The sequence below is a fragment of the uncultured Pelagimonas sp. genome, from assembly GCF_947498515.1.
Lineage (GTDB): Bacteria > Pseudomonadota > Alphaproteobacteria > Rhodobacterales > Rhodobacteraceae > Pelagimonas.
Genome location: NZ_CANMKO010000003.1, coordinates 465,638 through 480,890, shown reverse-complemented (window position 1 = coordinate 480,890; position 15,253 = coordinate 465,638). Strand labels below are relative to the sequence as shown.

Genomic DNA, 15,253 nt, shown 5'->3' with positions numbered 1-15,253 from the left:
AATTTTAGACAACAGGGAACATTGCCATGAGACAGGTTGTTACTGCCTTAACTTTATTGACCGGCATTGGCGCGTTCGCGGCTCAGGCCACGGCCCAAGCACCAGCCGAGTTTGATCCAAATGATTTCGGGAAAATTGTCATTCAACCCCGGCAGGTCGCCGGAGGCGGTGGTGGCAGTGACAGCGGTGGTTTCGTTCTGGAACAGGCCTTTGGTGACTATCAAAACGAGCCGATCATCGAGTATGGCGAAAATAGCCCAGCCGTGCGTCTTGGGCGACCCATCGGGCGGCTTGATATGCTGTTTAACAACGGAAAAACCGGGTTTTGCACCGCCTTTATCGTTGATGATCAACACATTTTGACCAATCACCATTGTATACCGGGCATGGATGGCGACCCAAGCGGTCAAGTTAGCGGCGTGCAAGCGGCGCAATTTGTCGCCGGATTTATCAAGCCGGGCCGCGCCGAGGGCACGGATCGCTACACCGTCTCCCCCCAGATCGTCGAAACCAACCGCGAACTTGATTACACAGTGTTGCGGGTTTTTGGCAATCCATCGACGAAATACGGAAAGCTGGAGCTGGCGATGGCCGATCCAGAAGATGCTGAATTTCTTTGGATTATTGGGCACCCCCAAGGCCAAGCCCAGCATATTTCGCGCGAAGGATGTGCCGCAGCGACACCTGCGATTTCCGAAGAAGGCAAGCTTGTTCATAGTTGTGACACCCTTGGCGGCAATTCCGGGTCGCCGGTCATTCGTCTAAGCGACAAGCGGGTCATCGGGTTGCACCATGCCGGCGACAATCGCACTGGGTTCAACATGGCAATCCCGATGACACGGATTTTGCCACAGAGCAAGGTGCTGAAAGCCGCCGCAGGTGGGGCCGTTGTCGCCGCAGCGCCACCGCCAGTTGTGCCAAAATCGACACCAGTGGCCACACCGCCACCGTCGACAGGCAACGCCTGTTCGGCCCTGTGGAACGAGGCCAAGGCGGTTGGCTGTGCAGGCTACGAAGCCTATGTGGCCGAATGCGGAAATCACACCTTTGCGTCAATGGCGCGCCGGGTGATCGAACGCGAATGTAGCATTCCAACAGCGGCCCCGCCGGAACCCTCCGATGGCACCGCAATCACGGTCAAAGCCAACGGTGGCGGCGATTATTTCGAAATTGCCGATGCGGTTAGCGCGGCGGCGGATGGGGCACGGATCGAGGTTCACCCCGGACGCTATACCAAAGGTATCGACGTCACCCGCCCGATCGAGATTATCGGCGTGGGCGCGATGAAAGACATCGTTTTGGCGGTGAAGGAAGACAACTTGATCGAATGGACGGCAAGTTCCGGTCGGGTGTCTGGTCTGACTATGATCCAAGAAGGTGGGCAATACTTTGGTATTCACCTTGCCGGCGGGTCAATGGTTTTGGAAGACAATGATATTAGTTCCAAGGGCTTGGGCGTCATCGCTGTTCGCGGCAACGAGGGCGGAACCATACGTCGCAACACCATTCATGACGGTGCGCAGGGCGGTATTTTCCTATTCGAAAAGGGCAAAGCCACCATCGAAGACAACGACATCTTTGGTCACAGGCTAGCCGCGATTGAGGTCAAGGATGGCGCTGCTCCGATTGTACGCGGCAACTCGCTTTATGACGGGGAAGGCAGTGGTATCTTTGTGAACGAAGGCGGCACAGGTCGCTATGAGAACAACACCGTTTATAACAACGCCTTGGCCGGGATCGAAGTCAAAGGTGGCAAAGACCCTCTGATCACGAGCAATATCGTACGCAACGGTCTTCAGGGCGGGATTTTGGTTTCGGAAAAATCGACGGCACGGATCGAAAGCAACACAATCTACGCCAATGCCTTTGCTGGGTTGGAGATCAAAACCGGTGCCAATCCGGTTGTGTGGAACAACACGATGCGCGACGGACATCAAAGCGCGGTCTATATTCATGAAGGCGGCAAAGGGGTGTTGGAAGAGAACATCATCCACAACAACGCTTTTTATGGAATTTCGGTGCGTGACCCCAATAGCCGCCCGATCATTCGTGAAAACAAGATCTTTGACAATGTTTATGAGGCAATCCGCGTACGTCTTAGCGCCGCGGGCACCTATGAAAACAATGATCTGAGCGGCAACAAAGCCGGTGCTTTCTTGATCGAAGAGGATGCTGGAGACGTTCTTCGCATGGGCAACAAAGAGTAACCTTTGGATTTTGTCCCCAAGGCAAACGAAACGTCCCGGCTCAAAACCGGGACGTTTTTTGTTTTTGGACGGGTTTTTGCAGGAAATCCCCAAGAACCGCAGTGCTAGGGCTTGCATTTTCCGGCGCAATCGGGTTCCTCCGCAGCCAAACGGCTACAACTGTTTCAGACGTCAATCAGGAGGACGGTCATGAAGGTTCGGGTGCATGTGATGCTCAAGCAAGGTGTTCTTGATCCACAGGGTGAGGCCGTGCGCCACGCGCTGGGGGCTTTGGGGTTCGAAGGTGTATCTTCGGTCCGTCAGGGCAAAGTGATCGAGATGGAGCTGGCAGACGGCACCACCGAGGCCACAATTGGTGAGATGTGCGAAAAGCTGCTCGCCAATACTGTGATCGAAAGCTATCGGATCGAGCAGCTTTAAACGCGTATTGATCCAATCCAATATCCGTTCGGGCGCGAGTTTGCGCCCGAATGTCCACCACCCCAACACACCCTTGATCCAATCCCAACATGAGGGAAGGGGCGGGGCCACAGAATTCCGACCTAATTCTCGATTCAAATTTCGACAGGAGCCAGCCCATGAAAGCCGCCGTCATTGTCTTTCCCGGATCCAACTGCGACCGCGATATGGCCGTTGCCTTTGAACAAGCCGGTTTCGAAGTCGAGATGGTTTGGCACAAAGAGACCGCATTGCCATCGGGCATCGATATGGTCGGCGTACCGGGCGGCTTCTCTTTTGGTGATTACCTGCGGTGCGGTGCGATCGCGGCGAATGCGCCGATTGTACGTGATGTCAAAAGCTTTGCTGACAAGGGCGGCTATGTCCTTGGGGTGTGCAACGGCTTTCAGGTCTTGACCGAAACCGGGTTGTTGCCCGGCGCGTTGTTGCGCAATTCTGAACTCAAATACATCTGTCGCACGGTTGGCCTGCGCGTTGATGGCCAAAGCGTGTTCACCCAAGGCTATGACAAGGGCGAAGAAATCGCGCTGCCGATTGCGCATCACGATGGCAACTACCACGCGGATGACGCAACTTTGGATATGCTCGAAGGCGACGGTCGTGTGGCCTTCCGGTATACGGATAACCCCAACGGGTCGGCCCGCGACATTGCCGGTATTGTGTCATCCAACAAGCGTGTGCTTGGTATGATGCCTCACCCCGAACGTGCGTCAGAAGCCGCTCATGGCAACCAAGATGGTGCGCGTCTTTTCGCCAATTTGACCTCTTTGCTCGCCACCGCTTAACCGCGATGGCTTGAGGCCGGGGCAGGGCGCGCGTATCCTGCCTGATATGTCAGAGACGTCACCCACCCAAACATCCGGCCCCCGTCGGTCTGGCCCGTTATCGGGGCGGGTCCGGTGGGCGTTGTTGGTGCTTGTGGTGGTGGCCGTCGGCACGGTGTATTTTACCAACCGTTTACTGACCCAACGTTTTACCGAAACGACGCAAAACCGGGCTGAATTGCGCTTGGCGCTATACTCAGGGAACCTGATTTCAGAGCTGCGTCGAAACGCGATTGTGCCCCAGCTCTTGGCCCGCGACCCGGCGTTGATCGGGGCTTTGAACTCAGGCGAATACACCCAAAGCTCGCAACGATTGATTTCATTCGTTGATGAAATTGGCGCGGCCTCCTTGATGTTGCTAGATCGCGATGGCCGCACCGTTGCCGCCACGGATCGCAGCCGCTTGGGCGAAAACCATCGTCAGGATGGCTATTTTGTCAATGCGATCCGGTCCAACGCCACTGTGTTTACCACAACCGAACGTGAGGCTGGCGGCTATCGATTTACCTATTCTCGTCAGGTCGAAAGCGGCAGTGAAACCATCGGTGTCATCATGGTCGAGGTCGACTTGGCCAAGTTCGAACGGGCCTGGGCTGGGATTTCGGATGCGGTCTTTGTCACCAATTCCGAAAGCGTCATCGTGTTGGCGACGGAACCGCGCTGGCGTGGCTTGACCCCGGATGCGGCGCTTGAACGCCAACCCCCCGACAGCGCCATTGAACGCGCTATTCAAGCCACAACCGATTGGACAGCCAAAGACGCGGATGTCTATCTCAAGGGCGAAGCCGTGATGCGGGTTGATGGTCGGATTCCATTTCGCGGCTGGACCTTGACGACCTTTACGACCTACGCCTCGGTACGTGAACGTGTGAACGCGTTTTTGGCGATAGAAATCATGGGGTTTGCGATTTTGGCGGCCTTGGTGTTTTATGCGCTGTCGCGTAGAACGGCCGTTCGTATGGCGCTTTTCCAACGTGAATCTGCGGAACTGCGGGCGTTGAATGCGCGGTTACAGCGTGAGATTTCCGAACGCGAAAAGGTTCAGAAAAACCTAGCCGTAGCCGAACAATCTCTGGCGCAAAGCTCAAAACTTGCCGCGCTAGGCGAGATGTCTGCGGCGGTGAGCCATGAGCTTAACCAACCGCTTGCGGCGATGAAAACCTATCTGGCTGGCGCGCGGCTTTTGCTGCGGCGCAACCGACCAGACGAAGCCCTAAGCGCGTTTCATCGGATCGATGATTTGATTGAACGGATGGGCGCGATCACCAAACAGCTGAAATCCTATGCCCGCAAAGGTCAGGAAACCTTTAGCCCCGTTGACATGGGTGCAGCCTTGGGGAGCGCGATGTCGATGATGGAACCGCAGCTCAAGGTGCGTCGAGTACGGATTTCGCGTATCCTCCCCGATGAGCCGGTTTTGGTTATGGGGGATCGTATGCGCATCGAACAGGTTTTGGTCAACCTCTTGCGCAATGCGCTCGACGCCACCAAATCAGTAGATGACCCGCAAGTGGAAATCATTTTGGCCTCTGGGGAAACAGCGACGTTAAGCGTGCGCGACAATGGACATGGGATTGAGGATTTGGATGCGCTGTTTGAGCCGTTCTACACAACCAAACAGCCGGGTGACGGCGTTGGCCTCGGTCTGGCAATTTCATCCGGTATTGTATCGGAACTCGGGGGTCGTTTGACCGCCCGCAATGGTGAAAACGGCGGCGCAGTGTTTGAGATGCAGCTTCCGATTTTAAACGAAAACACGCAGGCAGCGGAGTAAGGGTAACATGGCAAACGCAATGAAGATCGCCATCGTCGATGACGAACAGGATATGCGGCAATCGATCAGCCAGTGGTTGGCGCTCTCCGGTTACGACACCGAGACCTTTGCCTCGGCCGAAGAGGCGCTTGGTACGCTTGGGCCGGAATACCCGGGGATTGTCATTTCAGACATCAAGATGCCCGGCATGGACGGTATCCAGCTTTTGAAAAAGCTGATGGGATCGGACAGCTCGCTGCCGGTTATTATGATCACCGGCCATGGCGATGTTCCAATTGCGGTTGAGGCCATGCGTATTGGGGCCTTTGATTTCCTTGAGAAACCGTTCAATCCGGATCGCATGTCTGAGCTGGCCAAAAAGGCCACCAATGCCCGCCGTTTGACCTTGGACACCCGCGCCTTGCGGCGCGAGCTGTCGGATGGTGGTCAGATCATGAGCAAGCTGATCGGGGCCAGCCCGGTGATGGAACGCTTGCGCGAAGATATCTTGGATTTGGGTCAGGCCGATGGCCATGTCTTGATCGAAGGGGAAACAGGGACTGGCAAAACACTGGTAGCACATGCGTTGCATTCGGTTGGCGCCCGGGCGGGCAAAAAGTTTGTGCTGATCTCTTGCGGGGCCCATGACGAAGACGCGTTGATGCAGCGACTGTTTGGTCCGATGCAACCGGATGACACGCGTTTGCCAGCAATCGAAGAAGCCCGTGGCGGCACTTTGGTTCTAGAAGATATCGAAGCACTTTCCGACGCGGCGCAGGCGCGTTTGTTGAGTGTTATCAACGACCAAGGCAACCCTCCTGAGACTCGAATCGTGGCGATTTGCAACCTTCAGGACGAAGGGCGCACCTGTGAAAGTGCGTTGCGATCTGATCTTTATTACCGCTTGGCGGCCTTGAAAATTGTTGTCCCACCGCTGCGGTCGCGCGGCGAAGATATCTTGACGTTGTTCACGCGCCTATCTGAACAGTTTTCCGAGGAGTACGGCTGTGATGCACCGAAAGTGTCGGCGCAAGAAGCGGCGCAATTGTTGCAAGCGCCGTGGCCCGGCAATGTGCGCCAACTGATCAATCTGGCCGAACGCGCGGTGTTACAAGCGCGGCGCGGGCAGGGGACCATTGCATCGCTTTTGATGAGCGATCACGATCAAATGCAGCCGGTGATGACGACCGAAGGCAAACCTCTCAAGGAATATGTCGAGGCATTTGAACGGATGTTGATCGACAACACCATGCGCCGCCACAAGGGGTCGATTGCGTCCGTCATGGAAGAACTCTGCCTGCCACGCCGGACTTTGAACGAGAAAATGGCCAAGTATGGGTTGCAACGGGCTGACTATCTGTGACGGTTTTGGACCCGCTCTTTTAGAAATCTGAGTCGGGTCCAACCTAACGTTTTGAATTATAGGAGCTGGTACATATGTGCTGGCTCCTTTTTGATTCATCGTCCCAAATGTGATCTTTGTATCTTCGGATTGATTTGGTGTTCCGCAAGTCTCTCCACCACCCATTTCTCAGTGGCTTGGTTCGTTTTGGACGTCGTTCAAAACATCGACGTTAACCTCGCCAAAACACCCAATACTTGTTCGAGATTGCCGATTTGGCTGAAATCCGCTGGCTTTCATGCACACTGGGTGGCATGGTTGACAAAAGGCAGCTTCCAAAAAGCGCTTGCTGGGACAATCCTCGTTAACGAATTGTTTCACGAAAGCAGCGATTGAGAAAGCAATGGGCGCGCGCGTTTCGGCGTGTGTCTCAAGAGCTAAAACTTGTTTTCGGGAGAGCTGAACATGGTCAGTATATTGCAAAAAAACAAAGTCCGTTTGGCAAAGCTAAAAGCGCTATGCGGCGCGGCGATAGTTGGACTGATGTGCGCGGCTCCTGTGGCGGCTCAAGACAGTTCCAAGGCCGATGCTAACAACCCGCTGGCCAATGTGACTGCTTTTAACCTTCAAAACTATTATTTCAATGGTTTCACAGGGTTGCCTGACGATGCCGATGGTAACCAATTTGTCCTTCGCTACGCGAAGCCGCTAAGTCTTGGTGATACCAATTGGCTCTTGCGCGCGTCTTTGCCGTTCAACAGGATGCCTGTTGGTGGCGGTGGGAGCTCCGTCAGCGGGATGGGTGATGTCGATCTCTTTATGGCCTATCAGTTTGACACCAAACCCGGCGTTAGCTTTGGTATCGGGCCGCAGGTTGTCGCGCCGACGGCATCCGATAGTCGGCTGGGCGGTGACCAGTGGCAACTTGGTTTGGCGAATGTTTACTTCAACGGCACGTCAGCCAAGTTCCAATATGGGTACCTTTTGACATATCGGGCCGGGGTTGGCGGCGCACCCAAGGGGCGGGACAACGCCAGTTTCGGCGCATTCCAACCGTTTTGGTTCTATCAAATCAAAGATGGCTGGTACACGGGCGGCGCGCCAATTTGGACCTACGATTTCAACTCGGACAATTACAATATTCCGTTTGGCCTCCGGATCGGCAAGGTCCACAAATTCAACAACACAACGGCCAACTTCTTCTTAGAACCACAATGGTCCCTGGCAAGCCGCGGCGATGGTCAGGCCGAGTTTCAGCTTTATGCGGCGATCAATCTACAATTCAAATAGGCTGATTTACCTCGGATTTGATGTCTAAACGTAAAAAGCCCCGGTTTTCCGGGGCTTTTCTATTGGGTCTGGTTTCCAGATTTAGTGAAGCAAGCGGCCCATTGCAGCGGCAACATCGGCCATACGTGCCGAGAAACCCCATTCATTGTCATACCATGCCAAAACGCGGACCAAGCGGCCGCCGGTGACCTTGGTCTGATCAGGTGCAAAAATCGAGCTGGCTGTTGTGTGGTTGAAGTCGATGGAAACCTTCTTTTCTGGATCGTAGTCCAGAACCATGCCCATGTGGCCATTGGCGGCTTCGGCCATCACTTCGTTCACATCGGCAACAGTGACTTCTTTCTTGGCGTAGAAGGTCAGGTCAACGGCCGAGACATTCGGTGTTGGAACGCGCACGGCGGACCCGTCCAACTTGCCCTTAAGGTTCGGAAGAACTTCGCCAAGCGCCTTGGCAGCACCGGTTGAGGTTGGAATCATCGCCATGGCGGCGGCGCGGGCGCGATAGAGGTCGTCATGGCGGCGGTCCAGTGTCGGTTGGTCACCGGTGTAGCTGTGGATCGTGGTCATGATCCCGCTTTCGATACCAATCGCTTCGTCCAGAACTTTGGCCAGAGGCGCGAGACAGTTGGTGGTGCACGACCCGTTGGAAATCATCGTCTCACCCTTGACGAGGTCGCGATGGTTCACACCGTAAACGACGGTACGCTGAACGTTTTTCGCTGGGGCCGAGATCAAAACCGATTTTGCACCCTGTGTTAGATGCTGGTTGGCCTTGGTACCGTCATTGAAATTGCCGGTACATTCCAGAACAACGTCACAACCGGTCCAATCCAGCTCTTCCATTTTATAGGTCGACATGACGTCGATCGGGCCACGGCCCAGATCCATCGAGTTGCCAGACACCTGAATGTTGCCGGGGAACCGACCGTGGACACTGTCGTAGCGCAGCAGATGTGCGGCGGTTTCAATAGGGCCGGTGGCGTTGATCTTGACGACTTGAACATCATTGCGCGCAGATTCCGCAATGTGGGACAAGGTGCAGCGGCCGATGCGGCCAAATCCGTTGATGCCTACAGTAACGGTCATGAATGCGGTCTCCTGGCTCGTGATCTTTGGGTGTGATCCTTGGCGATGCGTATACGGTGGGGCGCCGAAGGGGCCAAGTAAAAAGTGTTTTCTGACAATATGTTAGCGGTAAACCTGCCGATTGATACCTTGATTGCGCTAACGAATTGCAAGGGTTTGCGTTAACGGAAAATCAATCCTTCGGGAAAAGACAGAATCGTTTCCCTGTTAACACCATGGCGCGTTCCAGATAGAGTTACCTAGAACGGGAACCTGGGGGTGCTTATGCATCCTGCGGATAAAGGAACAACATAGATGAGCGGATTGTTGGCTCTGTTGGATGACGTGTCGGCCATCGCCAAGGTTGCTGCGGCATCGGTGGATGATATTAGCGCAGCGGCTATGAAAGCGGGATCGAAAACCGCGGGGGTCATTATTGATGACGCCGCCGTCACGCCAAAATATGTGCAGGGGTTCGCTCCGGCACGGGAATTGCCAATCATTTGGCGGATCGCGCGCGGGTCGGTGATCAATAAGCTGATCCTATTGATGCCGGCCGTGTTGCTGATGGCGGCCTTTGCGCCTTGGATGGTCTGGCCCTTGCTGATCTTGGGGGGCGGGTACCTGTGTTTTGAGGGGGCCGAAAAGATCGTACATGTCTTGATGCCCCATGACGAACATAGCGGCGGACCCGATGGCAGCCATGACGTCAAAGACCCCAAACGCCTCGAAGAGGAAAAGGTCAAAGGCGCGATCAAAACAGATTTCATTCTATCGGCTGAGATTATGGTGATCTCGCTCTCGGCGATCGAAGCGCCCAATTTCTATATGCAGGCGGCGACATTGGCCGTTGTCGCGGTTTTGATCACCGCCGTGGTCTATGGCGCTGTGGCGATCATCGTTAAGATGGATGATGTCGGGTTGTGGTTGAACGAAAACGGCCGGTTTGGCGCGACGCGAGCCTTTGGGCGGGCGATCGTTCAGTTTATGCCTTGGCTTCTCAAAGCCCTGACAATCATCGGAACCGCAGCCATGCTTTGGGTTGGCGGGTCGATCATTGTGCATTCACTGCACGAAATGGGTTGGCATTACCCTGAGGAACAAATCCACCATATCGCCGTGGCCTATGGGCAGCAAAACCCAAGCCTCGAATGGGTGATCACAGCCGGTATTGATTTTGTTTTGGGCTTTTTGGTTGGTTTGGTTTTGATCCCTGTTGGAACCAAGATCGTAGCACCGATTTATGGCAAACTGTTTGGCGGCGAAAAACAACCGCAATAACTGACTAAGAAAACCAGACAACTAAAAAGGCGCGCCCTATGATGGGCGCGCCTTCTTATCTTGGTGTCTTACTGGGCGACGGTGGACGCTGCTTTGTAAGCGGCGGTGAAGCCTTTCAAGGACATTTCCACAACAACCTTTTTGTTGGCTGCTACTGCAGGAACGATAAGGATTTCCGCTTTTGCACCGGCTTTGTAACGCTGAATGTCTTCGGCAGTTAGGCCAACACGTGCATAGCAGCCGATTTGGCTACAGAAGGAATAGTCGTAGCGACGCGCTGAGCCGCCATCGACGGTGATAGTCAGCTTTTGTGGCAAAAGCGTTTCGAGCGGCACGATGAAAGTCCCGCCTGCAACCGCTTGACCACCATCTTTGATTTTGAAGATGTTGACTTCGGCAACGCTATTGCCGGCGGAGTCTTTGAGCAGCTGGTACATCTGGCAGACATCGTCGCCATCAGTCACTTCCAAGCACTGTAATTGCCAGTCGCCAAACCCGTCTTGAGTGTATGTTGTAGGGCCGGACTGTTGTGGCTTGGGTGCATTTGGGTCTTCGCCCATATCCAGTTCTGGAACGTCAGCTTTGATAACGGCACCTTCCTCCACGTCAGCCGCTTCGTCGGCGACAGGTTGGACTGGCTCTTCGCTTTGCGCAAAAACAGGTGCTGCAGCCATGGCTGCAATCAAAGACATGGTGAGAAGCGGTTTGTTCATGGAAATCCCCTGAAATCCGATCAATTCTGAAGGATCGATTAACACGATGAGACGGCGGTGTCAGTCCAGAAAAACCCGACCTTGCAGCAAGATGCGCGATTTGCCGCCCGTTTTTGACATGTATCTGAATTTCAAAATTTCGAATGGGCAAAGGAAAGGGGCCAGTGCGGCCCCTTTCCATTTCACTCCCTGTCGGACTGGCCGACTTTGTCATTGAGGGGACGCTACGAAAGTCTTGGCCGGGGGTCAACAGGTTTTTCGCAGAAATTTCCATGTGAATTTCGCAAGATAGCAGAAAAAAAAGAGCCGCGCCAAAAGGCGCGGCCAGTCTGACAGGGAGGAAGTCTGTCCAGGGCAGGAGAGGACATGTCGCCCCGGAACTGCAGATGATACTGGCGAGGAAAAGTTAAGGATGTATGTTTGCCACCGTACGCTTGTGGAGAACTTTGATGACAAATGGAACTTTCCTTGGTGGCGGTGGTAAAAACTACGCCGAAAAGCAATGGCTCAGCCATAAATATGCCAACCGGCATGGGCTTGTTGCCGGGGCTACCGGGACCGGGAAAACAGTCACGCTTCAAATCTTGGCCGAGGGTTTTGCCAACGCCGGCGTCCCTGTTTTTATGGCTGATGTGAAAGGTGACCTGTCGGGCATGGCGGTTGCTGGCAACGCGGCTCACAAGCTCCATGATGCCTTTATGGGGCGTGCCGAAACCATTGGGTTTGACGACTACACATACGAATCCTTTCCGGTGACCTTCTGGGACCTCTTTGGGAAACAAGGCCATCCCGTGCGCACCACGGTCGCCGAAATGGGGCCGTTGTTGTTGTCGCGATTGCTTGATTTGTCCGAGGCGCAAGAAGGCATTTTGAACATTGCTTTCCGGCTTTCGGATGAAGAGGGGCTGCCGTTGCTCGATCTTTCGGATATCCGCGCCATGTTGGTGTGGATGGGCGAGAATCGCAAAGACCTTTCCTTGCGTTATGGCAATATTTCCACGGCTTCGATCGGGGCAATCCAACGCCGTTTATTGGTGATCGAGAATCAGGGCGGCGGCAATTTCTTTGGCGAACCGGCGCTGGCTTTGTCCGATCTAATGCGGGTTGATGGGCAGGGGCGCGGCCAAGTCAATATTTTGGCAGCGGATGAATTGATGTCCTCACCTCGGCTTTATTCAACATTCCTGCTTTGGTTGTTGTCGGAATTGTTCGAAGAGCTTCCAGAGGTGGGCGACCCGGACAAACCCAAACTGGTTTTCTTTTTCGACGAAGCGCACTTGTTGTTTGATGATGCCCCCAAGGCTTTGGTCGATAAGGTTGAGCAAGTGGCGCGCCTTATCCGCTCCAAGGGGGTAGGTGTCTATTTCATCACGCAAAACCCCGATGATGTGCCCGAAGACATTCTCGGCCAACTCGGAAACCGCATTCAACATGCGCTGCGCGCCTTTACGGCACGGGACAAAAAAGCCCTGCGCATGGCGGCAGAAACCTATCGGCCCAATCCGGATTTCGACACGGAACAGGCCATCCGCGAAGTTGGGGTCGGTGAAGCCGTGACCTCAATGCTCCAAAAAAAGGGTGTGCCCGGTATTGTTCAACGAACGTTGATTCGCCCGCCATCGTCGCAACTTGGGCCAATATCGGCCCCGGAACGTCGGGCAATTGTGGCCGGGTCCGATTTGAAAGGAAAATACGAAACAACGCTGGATCGTAAATCGGCCTATGAGATTTTGAAAGCTCAGGCCGAGGCGGCGGCCCGGGCGGCGGAACAAGCTGAATCTGAAGAAGAAGACATGGAAACCGCGCAGCGTGAGTACCGCGCCGGGCGCCGCTATAGCGGAACACGAGTTTCCAGATCTTCATCACGCCGTGCCCGTAAAACCGAAAGTTTTGGCGACGCCATGACCAAGATGGTAATGAAAGAGCTAACTGGCACCACTGGAAAACGCATTGTGCGCGGTATTCTGGGTGGATTGTTCAAAGGTCGGTAACATCGGCACCAGCCAAGGGAATGCCTTTGGCTGGTGCGTTGTTTGTACGTTTCTTCGTTCAGGTTTTGAAAGGTGCAGAGCGTGATCAGTTATAAGGAACGGTTGTTGGTCCTTTAGGACTATCAATTTATTCGCACTGCTTTGCTGATGATCATGCATGGCGGCGCTTGGCCCAGTTACCGCGATGACGTTTTCCCACCGCGCGGACGAATGGCTTTTGATCTCGTTCTTTTTGATGCTGTGAATGTGAGCTTCAGCTTGGACCGCTACAAGGGGGGAGAATTGAAAGCTGCCCTTATGACCAAGGACATGAAACTTTCGGCGAATTAGTTCGAAAACCTTCGTTTGCCTAGACGCTACAAATGTCCCCCCAAATAGGAAAACGCCCACAGTTTCCTATGGGCGTTTCTGTTTTTCGGAAAGGTCGGTGCCTTAGTTAGACGCCATTTCCTTTGGCAGACGGAAGGTCCACATCAGGCCACCTTGGTTCAGATAGTTTACCTTTTTGGCAACTTCGCCGCCCCAGAGTGGAACCGCGCCACCCCAGCCGGACATGATCGACACGTACTGTTCACCGTCCTGTTCCCATGTGACAGGCTGACCAACGATGCCGGAGCCAGTCTGGAAGGACCACAGTTTTTCACCTGTGGCATCATCAAGCGCGATGAATTCACCTTCAGGAGTTCCGAAGAATACCAGACCGCCCGCGGTGGTCATAACGCCCGACCAAAGTGGTGCGTCATTCTTGTATTCCCAGACCCAATCGCCAGTGGCCGGATCAATTGCTTTGAGCGAGCCAATGTGGTCTTCGTAGTTGGGTTTGATGGTGAAACCAGCACCGAGGTAAGCCGCGCCTTTTTTGTAGGAAATCGGCTCGTTCCAGATATCCATGCCCCATTCGTTGGATGGTACATAGAAATTGCCGGTGTTTTGGCTAAACGCCATTGGCATCCAGTTTTTACCACCAAGGAACGAAGGCGAGGCAAAGATTACGTCGCCTTTTTTACCATCGGCGGCTTCGGTTGGATCACCAGGGCGATTGTCTTCGTTAAAGATCGGACGGCCGGTATCATCGATACCCGACGCCCAGCTGATATCTTTGACGAAGGGGGCCGCGGAAACAAATCCACCGTCTGCCGCATCTAGAACATAGAAGAAACCGTTACGGTCGGCGGTTGCCAAACGTTGGTTGCCGTCTTTGTCGTCAAAGGCCACAACTTCGTTCACACCGTCATAATCCCAGCCTTCGCGCGGCGTGGTCTGATAGTGCCATTTGATTTCGCCGGTAGCCGGGTCAATACCGATGCGACTTGCGGCATAAAGGTTGTCACCTTTGCCGGAATTGTCCTGACCCGCGTCACGCAGCCAGCTGTTCCAAGGGGCAGGGTTACCGGCCCCAAAGATCAGCGTGTCAGTGCGCGCATCATACGAGCCGCCCAACCATGTGGCACCGCCACCGGTTTTCCACATGTCACCGGGCCAAGTCGCGTTCAGCTCACCGGTCATGGTCGATGGTTCACCGTTTAACGTTCCCATGTGACCTTCGATAACGGGGCGTTCCCAAACCATGTCGCCGGTGTTGACGTCACGCGCCTGAACCGTACCAACGATGCCGAATTCACCACCCGAGTTACCGGTGATGACAAGGCCATTCACGATAAGAGGCGCGGCAGTATAGGAATAGCCTTCTTTGTAGTTGGCGATCTTGTCACGCCACACAACGTCACCGGTCTTGGCGTCAAGCGCAACGATGCGGGCGTCCAACGTACCAAAGATGACCTTGTCACCATAGATCGCGGCACCGCGGTTGATCACGTCACAGCACGGCAAAATGCCTTCGGGCAAACGGGCATCGTACTGCCAGAGCTCTTTGCCGGTTTTGACGTCAATCGCATACATCCGCGAATAAGACCCGGTGATATACATCACACCGTCATAAATCAGCGGCTGAGTTTCTTGACCACGCTGCTTTTCACCACCAAGCGAAAAGGCCCATGCGGGTACCAAGCTTTTGACGTTGTCTTTGTTCAACGTGTCGAGCGGGCTGTAGCGTTGCAAGTGACGGCCCATGCCATTGGTCACGATTTGATCCGTGATGGTTTGGTCATTGGCCAGCATTTCTTCGGTCACATTGGCCATGGCGCCCGTGGCACCAATAAGGCTTACTGCGACAGCGGCGACGAATTTGTTCATGTCAGTCCTCCCGTGAACATTCAGTCGTGATGAGACCGCCCAATAAATGTGTAATTTACAGAACGGACGGTCCTCTCCCTGGGTCAACACTATAAAGAGAACGTGATTTCTCGGAACGCGCCATAGGTCGTACGA

Annotated in this window: 12 protein-coding genes; 9 read left to right on the top strand and 3 right to left on the bottom strand. The window is 54.4% G+C overall.

The genetic code is table 11. From position 1 onward, the window contains the following. Positions 1-26 precede the first annotated feature (26 nt). The 6 genes from Q1A43_RS08670 (at position 27) to Q1A43_RS08645 (ending at position 7,875) form a co-directional block, all read left to right on the top strand. Entirely contained in the window at positions 27-2,207 is a 2,181-nt protein-coding gene (locus Q1A43_RS08670) for a right-handed parallel beta-helix repeat-containing protein (RefSeq protein WP_299934189.1), read from the top strand. 189 nt (positions 2,208-2,396) lie between these two features. Continuing rightward, a complete protein-coding gene (gene purS, locus Q1A43_RS08665) occupies positions 2,397-2,627 on the top strand; it encodes a phosphoribosylformylglycinamidine synthase subunit PurS (protein ID WP_299934188.1) in 231 nt (76 codons plus the stop codon). Positions 2,628-2,785: 158 nt separating this feature from the next. After that, complete coding sequence (gene purQ / locus Q1A43_RS08660) at positions 2,786-3,451, top strand: phosphoribosylformylglycinamidine synthase subunit PurQ (RefSeq protein WP_299934187.1); 666 nt, start codon at positions 2,786-2,788, stop codon at positions 3,449-3,451. A gap of 46 nt (positions 3,452-3,497) precedes the next feature. Then, positions 3,498-5,264 (top strand): ATP-binding protein, encoded by a 1,767-nt coding sequence (locus Q1A43_RS08655; protein ID WP_299922353.1) that lies wholly within the window; start codon positions 3,498-3,500, stop codon positions 5,262-5,264. 7 nt (positions 5,265-5,271) lie between these two features. Next, the gene (locus Q1A43_RS08650; RefSeq protein ID WP_299922351.1) at positions 5,272-6,606 is read left to right on the top strand and encodes a sigma-54 dependent transcriptional regulator; all 1,335 of its coding nucleotides are present in this window, start codon (positions 5,272-5,274) and stop codon (positions 6,604-6,606) included. A gap of 444 nt (positions 6,607-7,050) precedes the next feature. Then, entirely contained in the window at positions 7,051-7,875 is an 825-nt protein-coding gene (locus Q1A43_RS08645; RefSeq protein WP_299934186.1) for a hypothetical protein, read from the top strand. An 81-nt stretch (positions 7,876-7,956) separates the two neighbouring features. On the opposite strand, the gene gap is transcribed toward Q1A43_RS08645, so the two are convergent. Next, on the bottom strand, positions 7,957-8,961 hold the full coding sequence (gap, locus tag Q1A43_RS08640; RefSeq protein WP_299922347.1) for a type I glyceraldehyde-3-phosphate dehydrogenase: 1,005 nt from the start codon (positions 8,959-8,961) through the stop codon (positions 7,957-7,959). A gap of 294 nt (positions 8,962-9,255) precedes the next feature. Between gap and Q1A43_RS08635 the strand changes: the two genes are divergently transcribed. Then, positions 9,256-10,221, top strand: coding sequence for a DUF808 domain-containing protein (locus Q1A43_RS08635; RefSeq protein WP_299934185.1), 966 nt, complete (start codon positions 9,256-9,258; stop codon positions 10,219-10,221). A gap of 68 nt (positions 10,222-10,289) precedes the next feature. Here the strand turns inward: Q1A43_RS08635 and Q1A43_RS08630 are convergent, their stop codons facing one another. Beyond that, complete coding sequence (locus Q1A43_RS08630) at positions 10,290-10,934, bottom strand: invasion associated locus B family protein (protein ID WP_299934183.1); 645 nt, start codon at positions 10,932-10,934, stop codon at positions 10,290-10,292. Between the two features lie 449 nt (positions 10,935-11,383). On the opposite strand from Q1A43_RS08630, the gene Q1A43_RS08625 reads away from it, so the two are divergent. Further along, positions 11,384-12,925: a helicase HerA-like domain-containing protein gene (locus Q1A43_RS08625; RefSeq protein ID WP_299934181.1), complete on the top strand. Its 1,542-nt coding sequence runs from the start codon at positions 11,384-11,386 to the stop codon at positions 12,923-12,925. Between the two features lie 141 nt (positions 12,926-13,066). Further along, positions 13,067-13,255 (top strand): hypothetical protein, encoded by a 189-nt coding sequence (locus tag Q1A43_RS08620; protein ID WP_299934179.1) that lies wholly within the window; start codon positions 13,067-13,069, stop codon positions 13,253-13,255. Positions 13,256-13,357: 102 nt separating this feature from the next. On the opposite strand, the gene Q1A43_RS08615 is transcribed toward Q1A43_RS08620, so the two are convergent. Continuing rightward, complete coding sequence (locus Q1A43_RS08615) at positions 13,358-15,118, bottom strand: PQQ-dependent methanol/ethanol family dehydrogenase (protein ID WP_299922339.1); 1,761 nt, start codon at positions 15,116-15,118, stop codon at positions 13,358-13,360. Between the last annotated feature and the right edge of the window lie 135 nt (positions 15,119-15,253).

Excerpts from the sequence above, each read along its gene's own strand:
- gap (WP_299922347.1), bottom strand. The coding sequence starts at position 8,961 with ATGACCGTTACTGTAGGCATCAACGGATTTGGCCGCATCGGCCGCTGC.
- Q1A43_RS08650 (WP_299922351.1), top strand. The coding sequence starts at position 5,272 with ATGGCAAACGCAATGAAGATCGCCATCGTCGATGACGAACAGGATATG.
- Q1A43_RS08670 (WP_299934189.1), top strand. The coding sequence starts at position 27 with ATGAGACAGGTTGTTACTGCCTTAACTTTATTGACCGGCATTGGCGCG.
- Q1A43_RS08635 (WP_299934185.1), top strand. The coding sequence starts at position 9,256 with ATGAGCGGATTGTTGGCTCTGTTGGATGACGTGTCGGCCATCGCCAAG.
- Q1A43_RS08645 (WP_299934186.1), top strand. The coding sequence starts at position 7,051 with ATGGTCAGTATATTGCAAAAAAACAAAGTCCGTTTGGCAAAGCTAAAA.
- Q1A43_RS08655 (WP_299922353.1), top strand. The coding sequence starts at position 3,498 with ATGTCAGAGACGTCACCCACCCAAACATCCGGCCCCCGTCGGTCTGGC.
- Q1A43_RS08615 (WP_299922339.1), bottom strand. The coding sequence starts at position 15,118 with ATGAACAAATTCGTCGCCGCTGTCGCAGTAAGCCTTATTGGTGCCACG.
- Q1A43_RS08630 (WP_299934183.1), bottom strand. The coding sequence starts at position 10,934 with ATGAACAAACCGCTTCTCACCATGTCTTTGATTGCAGCCATGGCTGCA.
- purQ (WP_299934187.1), top strand. The coding sequence starts at position 2,786 with ATGAAAGCCGCCGTCATTGTCTTTCCCGGATCCAACTGCGACCGCGAT.
- purS (WP_299934188.1), top strand. The coding sequence starts at position 2,397 with ATGAAGGTTCGGGTGCATGTGATGCTCAAGCAAGGTGTTCTTGATCCA.
- Q1A43_RS08625 (WP_299934181.1), top strand. The coding sequence starts at position 11,384 with ATGACAAATGGAACTTTCCTTGGTGGCGGTGGTAAAAACTACGCCGAA.